We start from the raw sequence: 20,567 nt of genomic DNA, 5'->3' as shown, positions 1-20,567 counted from the left end.
GACACGCTAGCGTTCTATGGGCTCCGGCTTTCGCCGGAGCGACGGGCTTAACTGAACGGTATTACCTATCGGGGGCTTTTATCGGCTCACGACTTGGCGAAGGCCAGGAAGTCGTTGTGGAACTTCTCTTTGTGCGTATCGGTCAAACCGTGTGGCGCGCCTGGGTAGACGATCAGTTTCGACCCCTTGACGATCTTGGCCGAGGCAATGCCGGCGGCTTTGATCGGCACGATCTGGTCGTCATCGCCGTGGATGATCAGCGTTGGCTTGTCGAACTTTTTCAGGTCTTCACGCATATCGGTTTCCGAGAAGGCCTTGATCGAGTCATAGGTGTTTTTAAAGCCGCCTTGCATGCCCTGCGAGTACCACGCCTGGATGATGCCTTGCGATGGCTTGGCGCCAGGGCGGTTGTAGTTGTAGAACGGGCCGGAAGCCAGGTCCAGGTACAGCTGGCCGCGATCCTTGATCGAGGCGGCGCGCAGGCCGTCAAACACTTCGATCGGCGTGCCGTCCGGATTGTCGGCGGTTTTCAGCATCAGCGGTGGCACCGCCGAAATCAGGCCCAGCTTGGCGATGCGCTTGGTGCCGTGGCGGCCCACGTAGCGCGCCACCTCGCCGCCGCCGGTCGAGAAGCCGGCCAGGATGATGTTGTTCAGGTTAAGCGCTTCGATCAGTTGCGCCAGGTCGTCGGCGTAGTGATCCATGTCGTTGCCCTCCCATGGCTGGCTCGAACGGCCGTGGCCGCGGCGGTCGTGGGTGATCACGCGGAAGCCGTTGTTGGCCAGGAAGAACGCCGCCGATTCCCAGCTGTCCGAGCTCAGCGGCCAGCCGTGGCTCAGGATCACCGGTTGGCCGTTGCGTGGACCCCAGTCCTTGTAATAGATCTCGACGCCGTCGCGGGTGGTGATGGTGCTGACGGTCTTGGTCACCGGGCCGCCCTTGGCGGTGGCGGCTTGCGCTTCGGCGGTGCCCAGCGCGGCCAGTGGCAGGGCCACGGCGGCGGCGGCGGCGCCAGCGGAGTGGAACAGAGCGGTGCGGCGGGACTGGTTGACGTTAGCGTTCATGATCTTTTCTTCCTTTTGGTCGATGTATATATATGCAGTGTTTGTGCTACAGTCGTTTGCTACTGCAGCTGCGATGGAGTGAATCTTAGGCCTTGGCCGACATTTGCGGAACAGACAACACTGCAAGGCCACTTTGCAAAAATGCAGACCCCTTCATGCCCACTAGCAACGACTTCGACTGGAACGACATCCCGCTGATCCTGGCCCTGGCGCGCAGCGGCAGCATGAGCGCCACCGGCCGCCAGCTGGGCGTGGACGCCTCGACCATCAGCCGCCGCATCGCCGCCGCCGAAAAGGCACTCCAGCTGCGCCTGTTCATCCGCGATAACACCGGCTACCAGCTGACCGATGCCGGCCAGGTGTTCGTGGCCCATGGCGAGGCGGTGTACGGCAGCGTGCAGAGCATGCTGCAAGCCTCGGCGCAGGAGGCGGATGCTACCGCCGGCCCGGTCAACATCACCTCCATCGATTTCCTGTTCGACTACTGGCTGCTGGACCATGTCCCGGCGCTGCACGCCGAGCATCCGCACCTGCAACTGACGCTGCAGGCGGAAAACCAGAACCTGTCCTTCACCCGCCGCGAGGCCGACTTCGCGCTGCGCCTCGGCAAGCCGGGCGAGGACGCGGCGCTGGTGATGCGCAAGCTGGGCGATCTCGGTTTTGCCGTCTACGGCCATCCGCAGTTTGCCGACACGCCACGCGCCTGCTGGGGCACGCAGCCGTGGATCGCCTATGCCGACAACCTGTCCGCCACCGGCGAGATGCAATGGCTGGCCGGCATGCAGCCGCAGCCGCGCCGCGTGCTCAAGGTGAACAGCCTGAGCACGATGGTGCGCGCCTGCCGCGCCGGCGTCGGCATGGCGCTGCTGCCGTGCATCATGGGCCAGCAGGAGGGCTTGCAGCGCATCGGCGACCGGGTCGAGGTGCTGCGCGATATCTGGCTGCTCAGCCACCGCGACGCCGGCTCAATCGCCCGCTTTAAAACCGTGTCCGCGTGGCTGACGCAGACCTACGCCGCCAACGCGCAGCTGTTGTGCGGCGCCGCTTCCCACCGCTAAAACGCATTCTGTCCCCCGTTTTTCGCAGTTCGTCACATCCCGGTGGATGGACGGATAGCCCTTGTCTATAGTTCACTCAACGCAACGAACTAACCACCCACAAGGAGCTCAAAATGAACATCGCAAAAAACATGGAAGCCATCTTCGTCGCCGCCATCGTGGTCGCCAGCGCAACGTCCTTCGCCACCGCCGCTGTGCGCACCCCGGCCGCTGACGTGCCAGTGATCGCCGCCAAAGCCGATGCCGCCACGATGCCCACCGTGACCGTCACCGCCAAGCGCCTGACCGCCGAAGAAAAAGCAGCCCTGTAACAGCAACCGATCCGACGGAGCGCATGATGAAAAAATACCTGAAGGCCGCGATGATGGCGGCGGTACTGAGCAGCGGCGCACAGGCCGCGCTGGCCGACGACATCATCAGCGAGAGCCGCAGCGTGGACCCGCGCGCCGTCAAGCTGGAACTGGATGGCGTCATCAGCGTCAAGGTGAAGCAAGGCCCGGCCGCGCTGACGATCTACGGCGAACCGGAAGCCATCAAGAAAGTGGTGGTCGAGCAAAGCGGCGAGACGCTGCGCATCGGCACCAAAAAGATCAACTCGGTCCACTTCGGCAACAAGCGCGAACTGCGCGCCGAACTGACGCTGCCCAACCTGCGCTCGGTCACTTCCGGCGGCGTGGGCGCGACCGAGGTGAGTGGATTCAGCGGCGACAATCTGCGGCTCGCGCTTGATGGCGCGGGCTCGGTGAAGGTCGACGCACAGTATCGCAATCTCGATGTGCGCCTTGGCGGCGTGGGCGGCATGACCGTCAACGGCGGCAACAGCGACAACGTCGAGCTGCAACTGAACGGCGCTGGTCGCATCGAGATGACAGGCCAGGCCAAACAATTACACGCCAGCCTGGGCGGCGTGGGCAGCCTGGATGCGCAGCAGTTGCGCGCCGACGCCATCGACGTCGACATGACGGGCCTCGGCAGCGCCACGATGTATGCGAAGACCAGCGCCAATCTGAGACTGACGGGCATGGGATCGGCCAAGGTGTACGGCAATCCGCTTAATCGCAATGCGAGCGCGCGCGGCATGGGCAGCGTGAGCTGGCAGTAAGGAATGCGCCGGTGTGAGACACCGGCACAGCAGGAAACACATGGGTGTGTTTTTTACCGTCCGGAAGGTGATCCCCTCTGGACGGTTTTTTTATTTCAGATCGCGTTTGTCGTGGCCCAGCACGATGCGTACGTCGGCGTATGCCGGCGCCGCTCCCGTTGCACGCTGCCGCAGTTGCAGGCCAAGGCGCAAACCCAGTGTCTGCGCCAGCCGCTGCTGCTCCGGCGCATACTCGATGCGGCTGACCGGCACCACGAACGGCCGCAGATTCGACAGCCTCACCATGGTCACGCCATCGGACCGCAGTGCGCGCGCCAGGCGCGCCGCCGCGCCCCGGACGCCGTTGCCATTGCTGATCTCCAGTCGCGGCGCCGTCCGCGCCTGCGCCGCGAACGGTGCGTCGGCACGCACCACCTCCACCAGCGCCGGACCGAGGCGCCGCACCCGGGTGCGCGGCATGCTGTCGTCCAGCGCCTCGTCGCGCGCCTGCTTGAGCGTGGTGTAGTCCTGCCGCACGTCGTGCGCGCGCAGCGACGCCGCTTGCAGATACATGGTGGCCGCGCGCTCGCGCTGCCCAGCCAGCGCCAGGGCTGCTGCCAGTTGCTCCCAGCGCTCGGGGTCGAGCGGATCGCGCAGGCAGGCTTGCTCCAGCGGCGTGATCGTGTCGGCGACCGGCTCGGCCAGTTCTGTGCTGCCGCATGCGGCCAGCAGCGCGCAGCTAGTGATCCAGGTTTTTTTCATCATGACGCATGCTGCATGAGTCGGAAAATCTGTATGCCCGCCGGGCCAATCAGCACCAGCATGAGGGTCGGGAAGATGCAGAAGATCAGCGGGAACAGCAGCTTCAGCGCGATCTTGGCGGCGGCCTCCTCGGCCAGCACGCTGCGCTTGCTGCGCAGGTTGTCGGAGTGGACGCGCAACGAATCGCCCATGCTGGTGCCGAAGCGCTCGGACTGGATCAGCATCGCCACCAGCGTGTCCACATCCTCCACGCCGGTGCGCAAGGCCAGGTTGCGCAAGGCGCGCTCCTTGGTGAAGCCGGCGCGCATTTCCATCAGCGCCAGTTGCAGTTCCTGCGCCAGCGCCACGCTCTTGATGTGGATCTCGCCGGCCACCTTGGCCAGCGCGCGCTCCAGACTCAGGCCGGCCTCCACGCAGACCGTCAGCAAATCCAGCGCGTCCGGGAAGTTCTCGAAAATCTCGCGGCAACGCGCCGCCGCCCTGTGCGACAGCACGGCGTTGGGCAGGTAGTAGCCGATGCCCGCCACCAGCAGCAATAGATACATGAAGCCTGTTTGCGGAGCGTCCAGCGCAAAGGCGCCGCACAGCGCCACGATGGCCGGAAGGCCCAGGGCCAATATGGTCTTGGCGGCGAAGTACAGCGACGGCGCCGACGCGCTGCGCCAGCCGGCGTTCATGAAGCGCGTGCGCAGCGGCGACTTTTCCCAGCCCTCCTCGGGCAGCGACAGGCGCGAGAACGGCTGCGCCACGTGCGCCACCCTTTCCACCCAGCCGCTGGCCACCGGCTCCGGTGCCGTCGCCGCCGGTTCCACCACATCGTTCAGGCGCTCGCGCAGCGCCACCGGCGAGAACACCAGCAAGGCCGCCACCGCGATGCCGGCCGCCACCACGAACACAATGGCCAGGAAGAGGATTTGCGTGCCGCCCATCGCCATCTCCTTAAATGCGGATGCGTATCAGCTTACGCATCCACCACACGCCAAACATCGCCACGCCCACCGCGTACCAAGTCAGCCTGACGCCGATCGGATCGGTCCACAGCACGCGCACGTAGGCCGGGTTGGACAGCATCATCAGCAGCACTACGCCCAGAGGAAGCAGGGCCAGTACCCAGGCCGACATCCGCCCCTCGGCCGACATCACCCGCACCTGCGCCAGCAGCTTGAGACGCGCGCGTATCAGCCGGCTGATGTTGCCGAACACCTCGGCCAGATTGCCGCCGGACTCGCGCTGTATCAGCACGGCGATGACCAGGTAGCGCAGATCGGTCAGCGGCACGCGCAGGGCCAGGTTGTGCAAGGCCTCGTTCATCGGCACGCCGTAATTGATTTCCTCGTAGGCGAACTTGAATTCGCTGGCGATGGGATCCGGCAGCTCCTCGCCCACCATCTGCATCACATTGGCGAAGGAGTGGCCGGCGCGCAGCGCGCGGCCGAGGAAGTCCGCTGCTTCCGGCAACTGCTGTTCCAGCTTGCGCAGGCGCGCACCACGTGTGCGCATCAGCAGCAGCCAGGGCAGCGCGGCGGCGCCGCACAGCATGCCGGCGGCAGGCAGGAAGGGCATGCGCAATATCTGCGGCAGCAGCAGCCCCGCCACCATCATCGCCAGCGACGCGCCGAGAAACTGCGCCACCGACCAGCGCACACCGGCCTGCAACAGCAGACGATCCAGCAGCGCCAGGCGCGCGACACGACGCAACAGCCGGTCCAGCGCCGGACGGCTGCTGTAGGTGCGGCGCTTGAGAATGTCCACCCGTTCGACGCCGTTCGGACTGGTGGCCGCCATCAGCCGCAGGCGCTTGGCGATGCGGCGCGCGGCGCCACCGTGCGCGCCGGACCACCACAGCCACGCGCCTTCCAGCATCAGGATCACGGCCGCGAACAGCAGCACGGCAAACCCGGTAAAGATGCCGTCCATGGCGCTTACTCGTAGACCCGTTCCGGGTCGAACACGCTGTCCGGCACCGCCACGCCGAACATGCGCAAGCGGTCGGCGAAGCGCGGCCGCACGCCGGTGGCATAAAAGCTGCCCTGCACCGCGCCGCGCGCGTCCACGCCCTTTTGCTCGAAACGGAAAATCTCGTGCATGGCGATCACCTCCCCTTCCATGCCGGTGACTTCCTGCAGGCTGACTAGCTTGCGCGTGCCGTCGGTGAGGCGCGACACCTGCATCACCACCGTCACCGCAGAACAAATCTGCTGGCGCGTGGCGCGCGGCGTCAGGTTCACGCCGGCCATGCCGACCATGTTCTCCAGCCGGGACAGGGCATCGCGCGGCGTGTTGGAGTGGATGGTGGCCAGCGATCCTTCGTGGCCGGTGTTCATGGCCTGCAGCATGTCCAGCGCCTCCGGCCCGCGCACTTCGCCGAGGATGATGCGGTCCGGCCGCATGCGCAGCGCGTTGCGCACCAGCGAACGCTGGTTGACTTCTCCCCTGCCCTCGATGTTGGGCGGCCGCGTTTCCAGCCGCACCACGTGCGGCTGCCGCAGCGCCAACTCCGCCGCATCCTCGATGGTGACGATGCGCTCGTGCGCCGGAATGAAGCCGGACAGCACATTCAGCATCGTGGTCTTGCCCGACCCCGTGCCGCCGGAGATCAGGATGTTGATCTTGGCCTGCCCCAGCGCCTGCAGTACCTGCACCATGGGCGGCGTCAGGCTGCGGTAGTCCAGCAGGTTGTCGATGCTGAGCGGGTTGACGGCAAAGCGGCGTATCGACAGGATGGGCCCATCGATGGCCAGCGGCGGAATGATGGCATTGACGCGCGAACCATCCGGCAGGCGCGCATCCACCATCGGGCTGGATTCGTCCACCCTGCGGCCCACGCGCGAGACGATCTTTTCGATGATCTTCATCAGGTGGGCATTGTCATTGAAGCTGGTGTCGGTCAGTTCCAGCTTGCCGGCGCGTTCGACGTACACCTTGCTGGCCGTGTTGACCAGGATGTCCGACACGCCGGGATCGGCCAGCAGCGGCTCCAGCGGCCCGAAGCCCAGCATCTCGTGCTGGATGTCCAGCACCAGGTTATGCCGCTCGTGCTGATTGAGCACGATGCGCTCTTCCTCAATGATGCGCTGGACCAGCAGCGCCAGCTCGTGCTTGAACTGCTCGGGCGTCAGGCGCTTCAGCCGTTCCAGGTCGATGCGGTCGAGTATGGTCTGGTGCATGCTCTTCTTCAGTTCCTGGTACGCCGCCGCGGCCAGTCCCGGCGGACCGTTGCCGCCGTGATGGCCCTCATCTGCGTAGGACAGGCGTTCGCGTAAGCTCATTTCATCCTCCATCGTTGCGGCCAAACAGGCGGTCGAACAGGCCCTTGCTCTCGGCGACGCGGCGCGACGCCACCATCTCCACCAACTCCGCCAGGCTGCGCGCCACAGTGCTGCTGCGCGACAGCTGCAGCACCGGTATGCCCTGGTTGACCGAGTCGGTCGCGGACAGGTAATCGTTGGGCACCGTGTGCACCACGTCCGCCCCCAGCGCCTGCTCCAGGTCCATCAGCCGCAGCTTGCCGCCCTTCTCGTAGCGGTTGACGATCAGGCGTATGCGCTCGTTGGGGTAGCCCAGCGAACGGAAGATGTCCAGCAGGCGGCGGCCGTCGCGGATGTCCGGCAGCGCCAGTTGCAGCACCGGGTAGATGGTGTCCGCCTGGTCCAGCGCGCGCAGCGAGATGGCGTCGATCTGGCGGCCCACGTCCAGCACCACAAAGTCGTAGTGCTGGCGGGCGACGCGCAGAATGGTGTCCATGTGCTCTGGCTTCATGTCGACGGTGCGATTGGGATCATCGGCCGCCGCCAGCACGCCGAAGTTGGACGCCACGTGCACCAGGCAGGAATCGAGGAAGGCGCCGTCCATGCGGCTGATCTGCGCGCAGATATCGGACAGCGTCATGGCCGGCTTCTGGTCGGAGACGTACAGCGTGGCATCGCCGAACTGGCCGTGCAGGTCGATCAGCAGCACCTTCTTGTCCGCCAGCGCGGCCAGCGCGTAGCCGAAGTTGGTCGACAAAAAAGTCGCGCCGCTGCCGCCCTTGCAGGAGATAAAGGCCAGTACCTTGCCCTCGCGGACGGGGCTCAGGCCCGCCGCCACCTCGATGCGGTCCATGGCCTCGTGGAAGGCGCGATGCGCCAGCGGCAGCTGCAACACCTCGCGCATGCCGGCGCGCATGGCGCGGATCAGCAGATCCTGCTGCGGCTCGCGCGTCAGCAGCATGAAGGTGGAGGCGGGATACTGCTTGCTCAGGCGCTCCACCAGTTCGCCCTCTTCGGCGGTGACGTCGCTGGCGTCCAGTATCACCAGCTCCGGCACTTCCGGCAACTGGCGTTCGACCGCGTCGCGCAGGCCATTGCGCGACGCGGCCAGCTGCACCGCCGGCATCCGCGCAGAACCCTGGGCCACAATCTCGGCGCGCAACAGGCTGTCTTTGCTGATCAACAGCGCTTTCATTTGGCGCCACCGTTCAGCACCGACGGCTGCTGCTCGCCGCCGGCCTTCTGATAGCGCTCGTAGGCGGCACGCGCGGCGTGGCCGTCCATGCCGGCCACCGGATCGGTATTGCGTCCGGCGGCCGGAACGGCGATCTGCAGCGCCAGCGTGGCGCGCGTGTCGACGCCGAAGCGGCTGTCCCATTGCGGCGTGGTCTGGGCGCAGGCGGAGAGCATGCCTGCGGCGAGCAGGATCAAGAGATGGCGCATGGTGGTTCCCTGTTTAGTTGCGGTCCGGCGGCGCACCTTCCAGCTGGCCGCCGAGGAACAATCTGGCGCGGCCGGGAGAAGTCACGCTGTCGGTCGGCAGCGTGTAATTGGCCGGTAGCGGTTGCACCAGGTGGGGTGTGACGACGAACAGCAGCTCGGTGCGATCCTGCTGGAAGTCGGTGCTGCGGAACAGCGCGCCCAGCACCGGCACTTCGCCCAGCACCGGCAGGCCGTGGATGCTGCTGGTCTGGCTGTTTTTAATCAGGCCGCCGATGGCGAAGCTCTGGCCGTCGAACAGTTCCACCGTGGTGGCGGCGCGGCGCGTCGTGAACAGCGGCAGAATGGCGGCGCCGGAAAAGCCGGCGGCGGAGATGCCGATGCCTTCGCGCGATATCTCGGACACTTCCGGCGCCACGCGCAGGTTGATGCGGCCGCCGGCCAGCACGGTGGGCGTGAAGCGCAGTCCCACGCCGAATTCCTTTTCCTCCAGCGTGACCTTGTTGTTGTCCTGCGCCACCGGCACGAAGATGCGGCCGCCGGCGAGGAAGCTGCCTTCCTGTCCGCTGATGGCCATGACCGTCGGTTCGGCCAGGATGCGCACCAGCGCGTCCTGCTTGTCGGCGGCGATGCCGGCGTGATTGCCGTTGGTACGGCCGATATTCAGCAGGCTTTTCAGCGTGCCGCTGACGAAGTTGGCGTTGAGCGTACTGGCCCAGCTGCCGCCGCCAAAGCTGAAGGCGACGTTGGCTTCCAGCTTGTCCAGCAGGGACTTGGACACCTCGGCGATTTTCACCTCCAGCATCACCTGCTGCGGCGCGCCGACGTTGAGGAAGTTGACGATGCGCGTGCTGGCCTGCGCGGCGGCGGCGCTGGCCGTTTGCGCGGCGGCGGCATCGGCGCCGTCGCGCCGGGCACCTTCCAGCGGCTGCGCCGGACGGCGCACGAAGGCGGCAGCCAGTTCCAGCACGCGCGCGGCGGTTTGCGCGTCGTCCACGGTGCCGCTCAGGACCAGCGTGTCGCCGGCGGCGCTGACCTGGATGTTTTTCTGCTCGGGCAGCAGCGCGGCCAGCGCCTGCTGCAAGGCGGTGGGGTCGATGCCCACGACCACTTCCACCACGTTGCACAACCCGCTGCGGCCTTGGATGATCATGTTGCTGCTGCCGATGTCCACACCCACCACGTACAGCGTGTCCGGCGCCACCAGCATCGCCTGCAATATGCCGGGATTGCCGACGCTGCGCGCCTGCACCGCTTCCGGCATGCGCATCAGCGTGGACTTCCCGAGCTGCAGCGACAGGCTCCCCGGCTGCGCCGCCTGGCCGGTGCAGCGCAGGCCAGCCCCTTCGCCCGAGTGCGGGACCGGCGCTCTGGCTGGCGCCTTCACTGGCGTGGCGGCCGGCGATGCGGCCAACAGCGGGCCGGCCGGCCCCATCGCGATGATCAGCGCGAGGGTCAGCGGCGACAGCAGCGCACGGGCATGATGGTGGAGGGCCATGATGCACTCACAGGCATTCCTGCGTGCGCTGCACGCCCGAGATCACGCCCACGCAAGCGTGCGGCGCGGCGGCGGCGACCTGAAGTCGCGGCCTGGCCACTGACGCCCGCGCCTGTGCCGGTGGCGGCACGGCCGGCAGTGCGGCGGTGGCCGGCATCGGCGCCGGCGCGCCGAGCAGCGTGCCCTTGGTGGCGCCCTCCGTGGTGCCGGGACGCGGGTCCACCTGGTTGCGCAGCACCAGCGACAGCACGCCGACGCTGCGCGCCAGGTCCAGGTTCTCGGCCTGCGCCGGCGTCACCTCCAGCGTGACGGCGTTGACCACGCGCGGCCGGGTTTCGTCGCGCGCCACTTCCTGCGCCACCGCCAGCACCAGTATCCGCTCCAGCACAATCTTGGAAATCGCGCTGTTGTTGGACTGCGTGTTGACGATGATGTCGACAAAATTCCCCGGCAGCGCAAATCCCGCCACGCCCACCACATCGTTGACGCGCACGGTAATGGCGCGCTTGCCCTCGGCGATCAGCGCCGACAGGCCGCCCAGCGTGCCGGCCGGCGCCAGCTTGGCCTCGCTCAACGGCTCGTCGCGCAGCACGCTGGTTTTCAACACGCGGCCAACCAGCTTGCCGCCGTCGCGCAGCGCGCCGCGCGGCAGCGTCTCGGCCGGCCAGTCGATCTGCTTCAGCATCTCCGGCGTCAGGCGCTGGCCCAGGTTGACGTCCACCGCCGCCACCACGATCTTGTTCGAGCCGCCCGGCGTCTGCCGCAGCAGCCAGTGCGACGCCAGCGCCACCGCCGCCAGCCCGAACACGACGGCCAGCGCCATCATCCACAGTGCGCGCCGGTTCTTCATGCTATCCGCGTCCCAGGGTCTTCTTCCGCCGCGCGCGCATCCGGCAACGCGCCGGCGAACATGCTGATCCAGGCCTGATCCAGCGCGGCGACCGAGATGCGCGCCGGCTCGCCCATGTAGCCGGCAAAATCCGCCACCCGGCCGATGATCTCGCGCGGGTAGCAGGCCAGCAGCGGCAGGCCGCTGCCAGCGTGCAGCTCGTCCAGCAGATAGCGCAGCCCCGCCTCGTCGTACACCACGCCCATGCTCAGGCACTGCTGGCGGAACAGCGTGCGGTAGTTGGCGGCGTTCAGCGCACCGACCGGAATCTTGTAGCCCACGCGGCGCAGCGCCGCGTCATCCAGCAACGACGACGGCGGCAGGCTGGTGGCAAACACCAGCCGCAGACGGCACGGCACCTGGAAGTGATAGCCGCCCGCCAGCGACAGCACGCCGCGCGCCGCCTCCTGCGCCTGCGCGAAGCGGTTCAGCAGTTCGGCGGCAGGCAGGCGCTGGCGGCCCAGGTCATCGACAATCAGCAGGCCGTTGTTGGCCTTCAGCTGCGGCGGCGCGCGGTAGCAGCCGCTGGCCGCATCCGGCTGCAAGTCCAGCATCTCGGCGTCCAGCGCGCCATCCAGCGCCACCACCGGCCGCTGGCACAGCACCCAGCGCGGATCGCTGCTGCGGCGTTCCGGCGTCTGCCGCATCTGGCGCGCCAGCGGCGGGCGGTGCAGCGCCGCGTCGTACACCTGCACGATGTCCTGTCCCACCACCAGCGCGTGCGGCACGGCCACCAGCCCTTGCTGCAGGGTGCCCAGGCGCCGCGCCAGCGTGGACTTGCCGCCGCCGGAGGGACCGTACAGCAGCACACTGCGGCCGGCGTACATGGCCGCGCCCAGCATGCGCTGCACCGCCGGCGACAGGAAGTCGTCGGCAAATTCGGCCGCCAGGTCGTCGGCCGATGGCTGCGGCGCCTGCGTCGCCTGGCGTTCGACCATGGCGCGGTAGGCGTCCAGCGTCACCGGCGCCGGGCCGGCGTAGGCGCTGCGTTCCAGCCAGGTGGCGGCGCGCTGCTTGCCGGCGCCGGTTAGTTGGTACTGCACGTCGATGTCCGACTCGCCGCGCCACGCCACTTCCGCCACGTGCTCGGCCACCATGAAATCCAGCACCTCGCGCAGCACGTTGATCGACAGGTGCAGCCGGGTGGTCAGCACCGGCAGATGGCTTTTGCCGTTCAGGTACAGCACCTTGGCGATCAGCTCGACGATCAACTGCTGCGGCAGGCCGGTGTCGCGCACCGATTTTGGCTGCGGCGGCAGCGGCGCGTCCGGCTCGGCGTCGAGCAGCTGGGCGTAGGGGGCAGACGGTTCCAGGGCGAGCATCGTGTTCTCCGCGAGACAATTATTTCGGGGTTGGAATTAAGTCTATCCAGCAATGACCTTGCCGACCTTGACGTGCAGCAAGATCTGATCAGTGATGGCGCCAGGCCAGCATGCCGGCCGTGCCCAGCGCCACCGCCACGCCATACGGAATGCCGCCGACGCTGGCGGTGGGCGCCAGCGGCACCGGCACCAGCGGCACGCCAAGCAGGCGCAGCAGCGTCGGCTTGCAGATCTGCCACAGGTTGCGCGCACTGTCGCGCCAGCGGCCGCTGGCCAGCAGCAGCAGCAGCGCCATCACGCCGCCGATCAGGTAGGACAGCACGGCGATCTGCAGCGCCAGCCACGGCCCGGTGAAGCCGCCCACCATGGCCATCAGCTTGACGTCGCCGGCGGCCATGCCGCGCAGCAGATACAGCGGCAGGAATAAAAAAAAACCGGCCACGATGCCGGTCAGCCAATGCGTCAGCGGCGCCCACGGCGGCCCGCTCAGCAGGTGCAGGATCAGCGCCAGCAGCAGGCCGCTGAGCACCAGCACATTGGGGATCTTGCGCATGGCCAGGTCGGTCAGCGCCGCCTGCGCCACCAGGCAGATCAGGATGATTTCCATCGCGTTCAGCATGAGTTCTCTCCACGGAAAGGCTTTCCAGCCCGACCGCGGCTGGAAAGCCCACTACAGCCTGCTGCTTACGGCGACTTGATCTTGTCACCGATGGCCTTGAACGCGTCGCTCAGCGCCGGCGTCAGCAAACCGAACGCGGCCACCACGGCGGCCACCATGGTCGCCGCGATCAGGCCGTACTCGATCGCCGTGATACCGTCCTCGTCCCGCGCAAACTCCTTTGCAACTGCAATCAGCGAGTGCATGTCGTACTCCTTGCTTGGTTGATGAAGAACCTCTGGCGCCCTGTGCCGCGCCATTGCGTTCCACTATACGGAGACCAGTTTCGAGAGAGTTGACGCTACGCAAGTTTTCCGTACGGAATCTTTTTTAGTCTATGATGCAGATGACTGTCGGAAAAAGACCGCATTCTTCATTCATGTAAGTTTTTTTTCACAAACAAGAATTGCCTTGATTGCAAAAAGCTATTATCCTGATCAGCTGTTTTTTGGAAAGGCAAATGGATTCCCTACTGAAACACATGGTGGACATGACCGGTCACCGCGATCACACGATGCTCGACATCTCGGTGATTTCGGCGGTGCAGGAGCTTGCCCACGCCAGCCAGGTCCGTGTGTTGACGCTCGCCACGGTCAGGGGGAAGGTGTTTGTCCGTCCGCGCGCCATCATCCACGCCGGCGAGGCGGCGCGCATGGTCGACACCTCCGATCAGCAGCACCCGGGCGACCCGATCGACCGCTACCCGGCGCTGGCGCAATGCATCGCGCGCCACGAGTCGGGCGCCGACATCGCCAACGAGGCCGACGAGCACACGCTGTGGCTGCCCATCTGGCTGGGCGACAAGGCCGACACCTGCCTGGAAATCGTCAACCCGACGCCGTACACCAAGGAAACCATCCACGTCATCGGCGGCATCGTCAGCGTCTACCGCAACTTCCAGAACCTGCTGGACTACAGCGAACGCGATTCGCTGACCGGCCTGCTCAACCGCAAGACCTTCGACGACCAGCTGTCCAAGATGCTGGCCGCCAGCACCGAACATGAAGCGCTGACGCTGCCGGGCGAGCCGGAGCGCCGCGTCCACCGCGAGGAGGAAAAGCAGTGGCTGGCCGTGGTCGACGTCGACCACTTCAAGCACGTCAACGACCGCTTCGGCCACTTGTACGGCGACGAGGTGCTGATCCTGATCGCCAACCTGCTGACCTCGTCATTCCGCGCGCAGGACCGCGTGTTCCGCTTCGGCGGCGAGGAATTCGTCGTGCTGCTGCGCTCGGCCACGCTGGACGATGCCAAGAAAATCATCGAACGCTTCCGCATGAACGTGGCCGCGCACGATTTCCCGCAGGTGGGCAAGGTGACGGTGAGCGTGGGCTTCGTCAGCATCAGCGCACTGGAGGCGCCGGTGATCATCCTCGGTCACGCCGACCAGGCGCTGTACTACGCCAAGAGCCACGGCCGCAACCTGGTGTGCCACTACGACGAACTGGTCAGCGGCGGCCTGCTGCAGACCATCGAATCCAACGACACCGCCGAATTCTTCTAGGCCGCCACCGTCAGGAAGCGCATCGGATCGACATTCCACTTGGCCGGCGACTCGTGGCCGACGATCTTGTCGCCGCCGCCAAAGCCGAGCGCGCGCGACAGGTCGACGGTTTCCGGCTTGATGTAGACATTTTTCTTGGTGTGGAAGAACACGTTGACCTTGGGCGCCAGCAGATTGGTCTCGTGCGGCTCCACCACCACGCCCAGGCGGCCCGATTCCAGCAGCACCATGGTGCCCACCGGATAAATCCCGACGCAGCGCATGAATTCCTGCGCGTACTGCGGGTTGAAGTGGAACTTGCTCCACTCATAAATCTTGCGCAGCGCCGCCGCCGCCGACATGCCCTTGTGGTAGCAGCGGTCGGCCGTGATGGCGTCGTAGACGTCGACAATGGCGGCCATCTGCGCCAGTTCGCTGATGCCGTCGTCGGCCTGCTTGCCCGGGTAGCCGCTGCCGTCGCGCCGCTCGTGGTGGTGCAGCGTGATGTCCAGCGGGATCGGGCCGATCTCCGGCGACTGCTTCAGGATGCGGTAGCCATCTTCCGGATGTTTCTTGATGATGGCGAATTCCTCGTCGGTCAGCGGCCCCGGCTTGTTGAGGATGGCGTCCGGCACCAGCGCCTTGCCGGTGTCGTGCAGCAGTCCGCCCAGGCCGGCCTGGTGGGTGATGTCGGCCGCCATGTTGCGCGAGCGGCAGAACGCCACCAGCAGCGTGCACACGCTGACCGAATGCAGGAAGGTGTAGTCGTCCTTGGTCTTGATGCGCAGCAGGCCGACCAGCGCGCCGGGATTGCGCAGGATCGATTCGGTGATGCTCTGCACCACCGGCTGCACCTGGTCCAGCTCGATGGCCTTGCCCAGCCGCGCGTCCTGCATCACGGTGCGCACCAGCGTCGACGCCTGGTGGCGGATCTGCACCGCGCGCTGCATCTCCTCGCCCAGCGACACCTTGGTCTGCACCGGCGCCTTGGCGACGATTTCGACGATTTCGCGCTCGGTGGCCGCTTGCGCTTCGGCCAGCGTGGGCGCATCCTGTACATCCAGCCCCTTGGCGCTGTCGATCACCACATCGTGGATGCCGGCGTTGTGGATCTTGCGGATTTCGTCCTGGCTGGAAATCAGGAAGCGGTTGCGTACAAACGGATGGGTCATCCAGTCGCAGCTCAGGTCATGGATGTACATGCCCACTTTCAGCTGAGAGGAGTCGACTTTCTTTAACATGCAAATACCCGTCAAAATAGGGGCTGAACGACGACCCGCAATGCAATCAGTATAACAAATGTGTTTCCCACCGGGATCAAATTTACAACTACAACTACTTGTAGGCAAGGAAAACCCTCTTACTTATTGGATATGGAACTACGCCAACTGCGATACTTTGTTGCGATCGTCGACCACGGATCGTTGTCGCGCGCCGCGCTGATTTTGCACGTCGCCCAGCCCGCGCTGACCCAGCAATTGCGCCAATTGGAAGAGGAACTGGGCGTCCAGTTGTTGCACCGCTCGGCCCAGGGCGTGCTGTCCACCGACGCCGGCAAGGTGTTCTACGAGCACGCCCAGGCCATCCTCAAGCAGGTGGCGGACGCCCGCTCGGCGGTGGCACAGTCGGCCGAGCGCCCGAGCGGCGCCGTCACGCTGGGCCTGCCGCACAGCATTTCCGGCGCGCTGGCGCTGCCGCTGCTGACCGCCACCCGCGCCCAGCACCCGGAAATCACGCTGCAGCTGACCGAGGAACTGACCGGCAACCTCGGCGATCAGCTCAAATCCGGCCGCCTCAACCTGGCCGTGCTGCTGGACGACGGCCAGCTGGGCCAGTTCGCCAGCACCCCGCTGGTGGAAGAAGAGTTGCAGTTCATCTGTCGCACCGATGCGGCTTACGCCCAAGGTAAGCAATCACTCACGCTGCGCGAGGCGCTGGCCGCCACGCTGATCCTGCCGGGTCTGCAGCACGGCGTGCGGCCGCGCATCGAGGCGGTGGCGCGCGAGGCCGGCCTCAGCGTCGGCAACGTCATCGAGATCAACTCCATCGCCATCCTCAAGTCCGCTCTGCTGGCGGACATGGGCGCCACCTTGCTGCCGTCCGCACCGGTGCTGGACGAATTGCAACGGGGCAGCTTGCGTGCCCAACGCATTGACCAACCGTCAATTTCCCGCACAGTCGTGCTGTGTCATTCACGCAACATTCCACTGACCAACGCCGCCGCCGCCATCCGCCGGCTGGTGCGCCAGGTCAGCGAACAATTGTGCGCGGAAGGCCGGTGGCCGGGTGCCACACCCATAAGTTAATCTTATACCCCTATTGGCAAACGGTATTTCCGTATACGTCAACTCGCGCCCATACTGGGAATAAGCCGCCAACCATGCGGCACGCCGGCTTGTGCCTGGCCCGCCTACCCGGCGTCCTCCAGTCCGAGCGCGATCTGATACCAAAAACGGAGACACCACCATGCCAGACGGCACCAGCTCGCTCACGTCCGTGAGCCTCGACGACAAGTACACGTCCACCAACGGCAAAATCTTCCTGTCCGGCATCCAGGCGCTGGTGCGCCTGCCGATGATCCAGCACGTGCGCGACAAGACCGCCGGCCTCAACACCGCCGGCTTCATCTCGGGCTACCGCGGCTCGCCGCTGGGCGGGCTGGACGAAAACCTGTGGAAGGCCAAGCCGCACCTGGAAGCGCACAACGTGCAGTTCGTGCCGGGCGTGAACGAGGACCTGGCGGCCACCGCCGTCTGGGGCTCGCAGCAGGTGGACCTGATCGGCGAGTCGAAATATGACGGCGTGTTCGCCATGTGGTACGGCAAAGGGCCGGGCGTGGACCGCTGCGGCGACGTCTTCAAGCACATGAACCACGCCGGCACGTCGAAACATGGCGGCGTGCTGCTGGTGGCCGGCGACGACCACGGCGCCTACTCGTCCACGCTGCCGCACCAGTCGGACCACATCTTCTCGGCCTGCATGGTGCCGGTGCTCTACCCTTGCAATGTGCAGGAATACCTGGACCTCGGCATCCACGGCTGGGCCATGTCGCGCTTCTCCGGTTGCGCGGTGGCCTTCAAGGCGCTGGCCGACACGGTGGAATCGTCCGCCTCCATCGACGCCGATCCATTCCGCGTCGAGACCAGGATACCGAAGGACTTCGTGATGCCGCCGGGCGGCCTGAATGCGCGCCTGTCGTCGGTGCCGCTGGGCCAGCAGGCGCGCAATCAGGAAGCGCTGATGCAGGACTACAAAATCTACGCCGCGCTGGCCTACGCGCGCGAGAACAAGCTGAATCACACCACCATCGATTCGCCCGACGCCAAACTCGGCATCATCGCCTCCGGCAAATCCTACCTGGACGTGCTGGAAGCGCTGGAAGAACTGGGCATCGATGAAGCGATGGCCGCCAAGGTTGGCCTGCGCCTGTTCAAGGTGGCCATGCCATGGCCGCTGGAGCCGGACAGCGTGCGCGAGTTCGCCCAGGGCCTCGATGAAATCCTGGTGGTGGAAGAAAAGCGCCAGTTCGTCGAGTACCAACTGAAGGAACAACTGTACAACTGGCGCGACGACGTGCGCCCGCGCGTGATCGGCAAATTCGACGACAAGGGCGAATGGGTGGCGCCGCGCGGCGAATGGCTGCTGCCGCCGAAGGCCGACTTCTCGGTGTCGCAAGTGGCGCGCGTGATCGCCAGTCGCGTGGCGCGCTACATCAGCGACACCCACATCCAGGAGCAGATCAAGGCGCGCCTGACTTTCCTCGACGCCAAGGATGCGGTGCTGAAGAAGGCCATCAACACGCCGTTCCGCCCGGCCTTCTACTGCTCCGGGTGCCCGCACAACACCTCGACCAAGGTGCCGGACGGCTCGTTCGCGCTGGCCGGCATCGGCTGCCACGTGATGGCCACGTCGATCTACCCCGAGTACAACAAGCTGACCACGCACATGGGCGGCGAAGGCGCGCCGTGGATCGGCCAGGCCGCGTTCTCCAAGGTGCCGCACGTGTTCCAGAACCTGGGCGACGGCACCTACTTCCACTCCGGCTACCTGGCGATTCGCGCGGCGGTGGCGGCCAAGGTCAACATGACCTACAAGATCCTCTACAACGACGCGGTGGCCATGACCGGTGGCCAGCCGGTGGACGGCCAGACCTCGGTGCCGATGATCGCGCAGCAAATGGCGGCGGAAGGCGTCAAGCGCATCGCGCTGGTGACGGAAGACCTGTCGCGCTACACCGACCGCGGCGCCCTGCCCGCCCTCGTCTCCCTGCACGACCGCAAGGACATGGACGCGGTGCAGCGCGAGCTGCGCGAGGTGCCCGGCGTGTCGGTGCTGATCTACGACCAGACCTGCGCCGCCGAAAAGCGCCGCCGCCGCAGAACCGGCGCTTACCCGGACATCGCCAAGCGCATGGTCATCAACGAAGCCGTGTGCGAAGGCTGCGGCGATTGTGGCATCCAGTCGAACTGCGTCTCCATCCTGCCTAAGGAAACCGAGTTTGGCCGCAAGCGCACCATCGACCAGTCGTCCTGCAACAAGGACTACTCGTGCGTGAAGGGCTTCTGCCCAAGCTTCGTGACGGTGGAAGGCGGCGCGCTGAAAAAATCCAAGGCCGGCGCGGCGCAGACTGACGATGGCTGGCCTGAACTGCCGTCGCCGTCGCTGCCGGGCTGCGACCACCCCTACAACATCCTGATCAACGGCATCGGCGGCACTGGGGTAATCACCGTCGGCGCGCTGATGGGCATGGCCGCGCATATCGAAGGCAAAGGCGCCTCGGTGCTGGACATGACCGGCATGTCGCAGAAAAACGGCTCGGTCACGTCGCACGTGAAAATCGCCCGCACGCCGTCGCACCTGCGCGCGCAGCGCATCGCCACCGGCGAGGCCGACGTGGTGCTGGGCTGCGACATGCTGACCGCCGGCGCCGCCGACGCGGTCTCCAAGATGCGTCCGGGCCGCACGCTGGCCATCGTCAACCTGCACGAACAGCCGCCCGGCACCTTCGCGCAAAACGCCGACTGGGACTACCCGGCCGACAGCGTGCGCGCGCTGATCGAGGAATCGGTGGGCGAAGGCGCCGCCGACTTCATCGACGCCACCAAACTGGCCACCGCGCTGATAGGCGACTCGATCGCCGCCAACCTGTTCATGCTGGGCTACGCCTGGCAGCGCGGCCGCATCCCGCTGAAAGAAGAATCCCTGCTGCGCGCGATTGAATTAAACGGCGTGGCCGTCGCCTCGAACAAGAAGAGCTTCCTGTGGGGCCGCCGCGCCGCCGTGGACCTGAAGCGCGTCGAGCGCACCGCCACGCCGGCGCAGCCCATCGTGCTGCAGATGCCGCAAAGCCTGGACAGCATCATCGCCAAGCGCATGGAATCGCTGACCGCCTACCAGAACGCCGCCTACGCGGAGGCGTACTCCCAGCTGGTGGCGCAGGTGCGCGCGAAGGAAACCGCGCTAGGCCTGGGCAACAAGCTGTCCACCGCAGTCGCCAAGTCCTGCTACAAGCTGATGGCCTACAAGGACGAATACGAAGTCGCGCGCCTGTACACCGACGGCCGCTTCGTCGAACAACTGCGCCAGCAGTTCGAAGGCAAATTCAGCGTCAAATTCAATTTGGCGCCGCCGCTGCTGGCGAAGAAGGACGCCAAGGGCCACCTGGTGAAGGCGGAATTTGGCTCGTGGATGTGGAGTGCCTTCAAGCTGCTGGCCAAGTTCAAAGGCTTGCGCGGCGGCGTGTTCGACATCTTCGGCTACACCGAAGAACGCAAGATGGAGCGCGCGCTAATCGCCGAGTACCGCGAGATGGTCACGACGCTGATCGACACGCTGAACGCGGACAACCACGCGACGGCGGTCGAACTGGCCGCGCTGCCGGAGAAAGTGCGCGGCTACGGTCACGTGAAGGACGCCGCCGTGGCGACCTACCGCAGCGACAAGGCGCGCCTGCTAGCGCAGTTCGCCCAACAACGCGCCGCCTGACCGGTCGTCCCGGCGAAAGCCGGGACGACGATTGAATTGACGTTAACGTAAACGTCATATAATGGACAAAAATTATTAG

19 protein-coding genes are annotated in these 20,567 nt (G+C 65.9%); 6 read left to right on the top strand and 13 right to left on the bottom strand.

Annotation, left to right across the window (positions count from 1 at the left end):
• Window positions 1–86: 86 nt before the first annotated feature.
• A complete protein-coding gene (locus FHW58_RS21005) occupies window positions 87–1,064 on the bottom strand; it encodes an alpha/beta fold hydrolase (RefSeq protein WP_179675124.1) in 978 nt (325 codons plus the stop codon).
• A 155-nt stretch (window positions 1,065–1,219) separates the two neighbouring features.
• Between FHW58_RS21005 and FHW58_RS21000 the strand changes: the two genes are divergently transcribed.
• The 3 genes from FHW58_RS21000 to FHW58_RS20990 all read left to right on the top strand — a co-directional run bounded on the left by FHW58_RS21000 (window position 1,220) and on the right by FHW58_RS20990 (window position 3,224).
• Window positions 1,220–2,122, top strand: coding sequence for a LysR family transcriptional regulator (locus tag FHW58_RS21000; protein WP_179675123.1), 903 nt, complete (start codon window positions 1,220–1,222; stop codon window positions 2,120–2,122).
• Window positions 2,123–2,235: 113 nt separating this feature from the next.
• On the top strand, window positions 2,236–2,433 hold the full coding sequence (locus tag FHW58_RS20995) for a hypothetical protein (protein ID WP_179675122.1): 198 nt from the start codon (window positions 2,236–2,238) through the stop codon (window positions 2,431–2,433).
• A gap of 26 nt (window positions 2,434–2,459) precedes the next feature.
• Complete coding sequence (locus tag FHW58_RS20990) at window positions 2,460–3,224, top strand: GIN domain-containing protein (protein ID WP_179675121.1); 765 nt, start codon at window positions 2,460–2,462, stop codon at window positions 3,222–3,224.
• Between the two features lie 90 nt (window positions 3,225–3,314).
• Here FHW58_RS20990 and FHW58_RS20985 read toward each other — a convergent pair whose 3' ends face one another.
• The 11 genes from FHW58_RS20985 to FHW58_RS20935 form a co-directional block, all read right to left on the bottom strand.
• Entirely contained in the window at window positions 3,315–3,968 is a 654-nt protein-coding gene (locus FHW58_RS20985) for a LytR C-terminal domain-containing protein (protein WP_179675120.1), read from the bottom strand.
• A complete protein-coding gene (locus FHW58_RS20980) occupies window positions 3,965–4,894 on the bottom strand; it encodes a type II secretion system F family protein (protein WP_179675119.1) in 930 nt (309 codons plus the stop codon). The genes FHW58_RS20985 and FHW58_RS20980 overlap by 4 nt, the downstream gene beginning before the upstream one ends.
• 10 nt (window positions 4,895–4,904) lie before the next feature.
• Window positions 4,905–5,882, bottom strand: a complete 978-nt coding sequence (locus FHW58_RS20975; RefSeq protein ID WP_179675118.1) for a type II secretion system F family protein — start codon at window positions 5,880–5,882, stop codon at window positions 4,905–4,907.
• 5 nt (window positions 5,883–5,887) lie between these two features.
• Window positions 5,888–7,234: a CpaF family protein gene (locus tag FHW58_RS20970; protein WP_179675117.1), complete on the bottom strand. Its 1,347-nt coding sequence runs from the start codon at window positions 7,232–7,234 to the stop codon at window positions 5,888–5,890.
• A 1-nt stretch (window position 7,235) separates the two neighbouring features.
• A complete protein-coding gene (locus FHW58_RS20965; protein ID WP_179675116.1) occupies window positions 7,236–8,408 on the bottom strand; it encodes an AAA family ATPase in 1,173 nt (390 codons plus the stop codon).
• Entirely contained in the window at window positions 8,405–8,656 is a 252-nt protein-coding gene (locus FHW58_RS20960) for a hypothetical protein (protein WP_179675115.1), read from the bottom strand. Before FHW58_RS20960 ends, FHW58_RS20965 begins: the two co-directional genes overlap by 4 nt.
• 13 nt (window positions 8,657–8,669) lie before the next feature.
• Complete coding sequence (locus FHW58_RS20955) at window positions 8,670–10,151, bottom strand: type II and III secretion system protein family protein (protein WP_229265426.1); 1,482 nt, start codon at window positions 10,149–10,151, stop codon at window positions 8,670–8,672.
• 7 nt (window positions 10,152–10,158) lie between these two features.
• Window positions 10,159–11,001, bottom strand: coding sequence for a Flp pilus assembly protein CpaB (gene cpaB, locus FHW58_RS20950; protein WP_179675114.1), 843 nt, complete (start codon window positions 10,999–11,001; stop codon window positions 10,159–10,161).
• The gene (locus FHW58_RS20945) at window positions 10,998–12,362 is read right to left on the bottom strand and encodes an ATP-binding protein (protein ID WP_179675113.1); all 1,365 of its coding nucleotides are present in this window, start codon (window positions 12,360–12,362) and stop codon (window positions 10,998–11,000) included. Before FHW58_RS20945 ends, cpaB begins: the two co-directional genes overlap by 4 nt.
• Before the next feature lie 88 nt (window positions 12,363–12,450).
• The gene (locus tag FHW58_RS20940) at window positions 12,451–12,981 is read right to left on the bottom strand and encodes a prepilin peptidase (RefSeq protein ID WP_179675112.1); all 531 of its coding nucleotides are present in this window, start codon (window positions 12,979–12,981) and stop codon (window positions 12,451–12,453) included.
• A gap of 65 nt (window positions 12,982–13,046) precedes the next feature.
• Window positions 13,047–13,226, bottom strand: a complete 180-nt coding sequence (locus FHW58_RS20935) for a Flp family type IVb pilin (protein WP_179675111.1) — start codon at window positions 13,224–13,226, stop codon at window positions 13,047–13,049.
• Between the two features lie 254 nt (window positions 13,227–13,480).
• Between FHW58_RS20935 and FHW58_RS20930 the strand changes: the two genes are divergently transcribed.
• Window positions 13,481–14,524 carry a GGDEF domain-containing protein gene (locus FHW58_RS20930; protein WP_179675110.1) on the top strand — a complete coding sequence of 348 codons (1,044 nt, stop codon included), beginning with the start codon at window positions 13,481–13,483 and terminating at the stop codon, window positions 14,522–14,524.
• On the opposite strand, the gene FHW58_RS20925 is transcribed toward FHW58_RS20930, so the two are convergent.
• Entirely contained in the window at window positions 14,521–15,744 is a 1,224-nt protein-coding gene (locus FHW58_RS20925) for an HD-GYP domain-containing protein (protein ID WP_179675109.1), read from the bottom strand. The genes FHW58_RS20930 and FHW58_RS20925 overlap by 4 nt on opposite strands.
• A 132-nt stretch (window positions 15,745–15,876) precedes the next feature.
• Between FHW58_RS20925 and FHW58_RS20920 the strand changes: the two genes are divergently transcribed.
• Both FHW58_RS20920 and FHW58_RS20915 read left to right on the top strand, forming a co-directional pair.
• The gene (locus FHW58_RS20920; RefSeq protein ID WP_179675108.1) at window positions 15,877–16,809 is read left to right on the top strand and encodes a LysR substrate-binding domain-containing protein; all 933 of its coding nucleotides are present in this window, start codon (window positions 15,877–15,879) and stop codon (window positions 16,807–16,809) included.
• Window positions 16,810–16,969: 160 nt separating this feature from the next.
• Window positions 16,970–20,488 (top strand): indolepyruvate ferredoxin oxidoreductase family protein, encoded by a 3,519-nt coding sequence (locus FHW58_RS20915; protein ID WP_179675107.1) that lies wholly within the window; start codon window positions 16,970–16,972, stop codon window positions 20,486–20,488.
• Window positions 20,489–20,567 lie beyond the last annotated feature (79 nt).

Source organism: Duganella sp. 1224 (assembly GCF_013408245.1).
In the GTDB taxonomy this organism is placed as follows: Bacteria; Pseudomonadota; Gammaproteobacteria; order Burkholderiales; family Burkholderiaceae_D; genus Rugamonas.
Note: the sequence above shows the minus strand (reverse complement) of the source record. Positions and strands in the feature narration are given on the sequence as shown.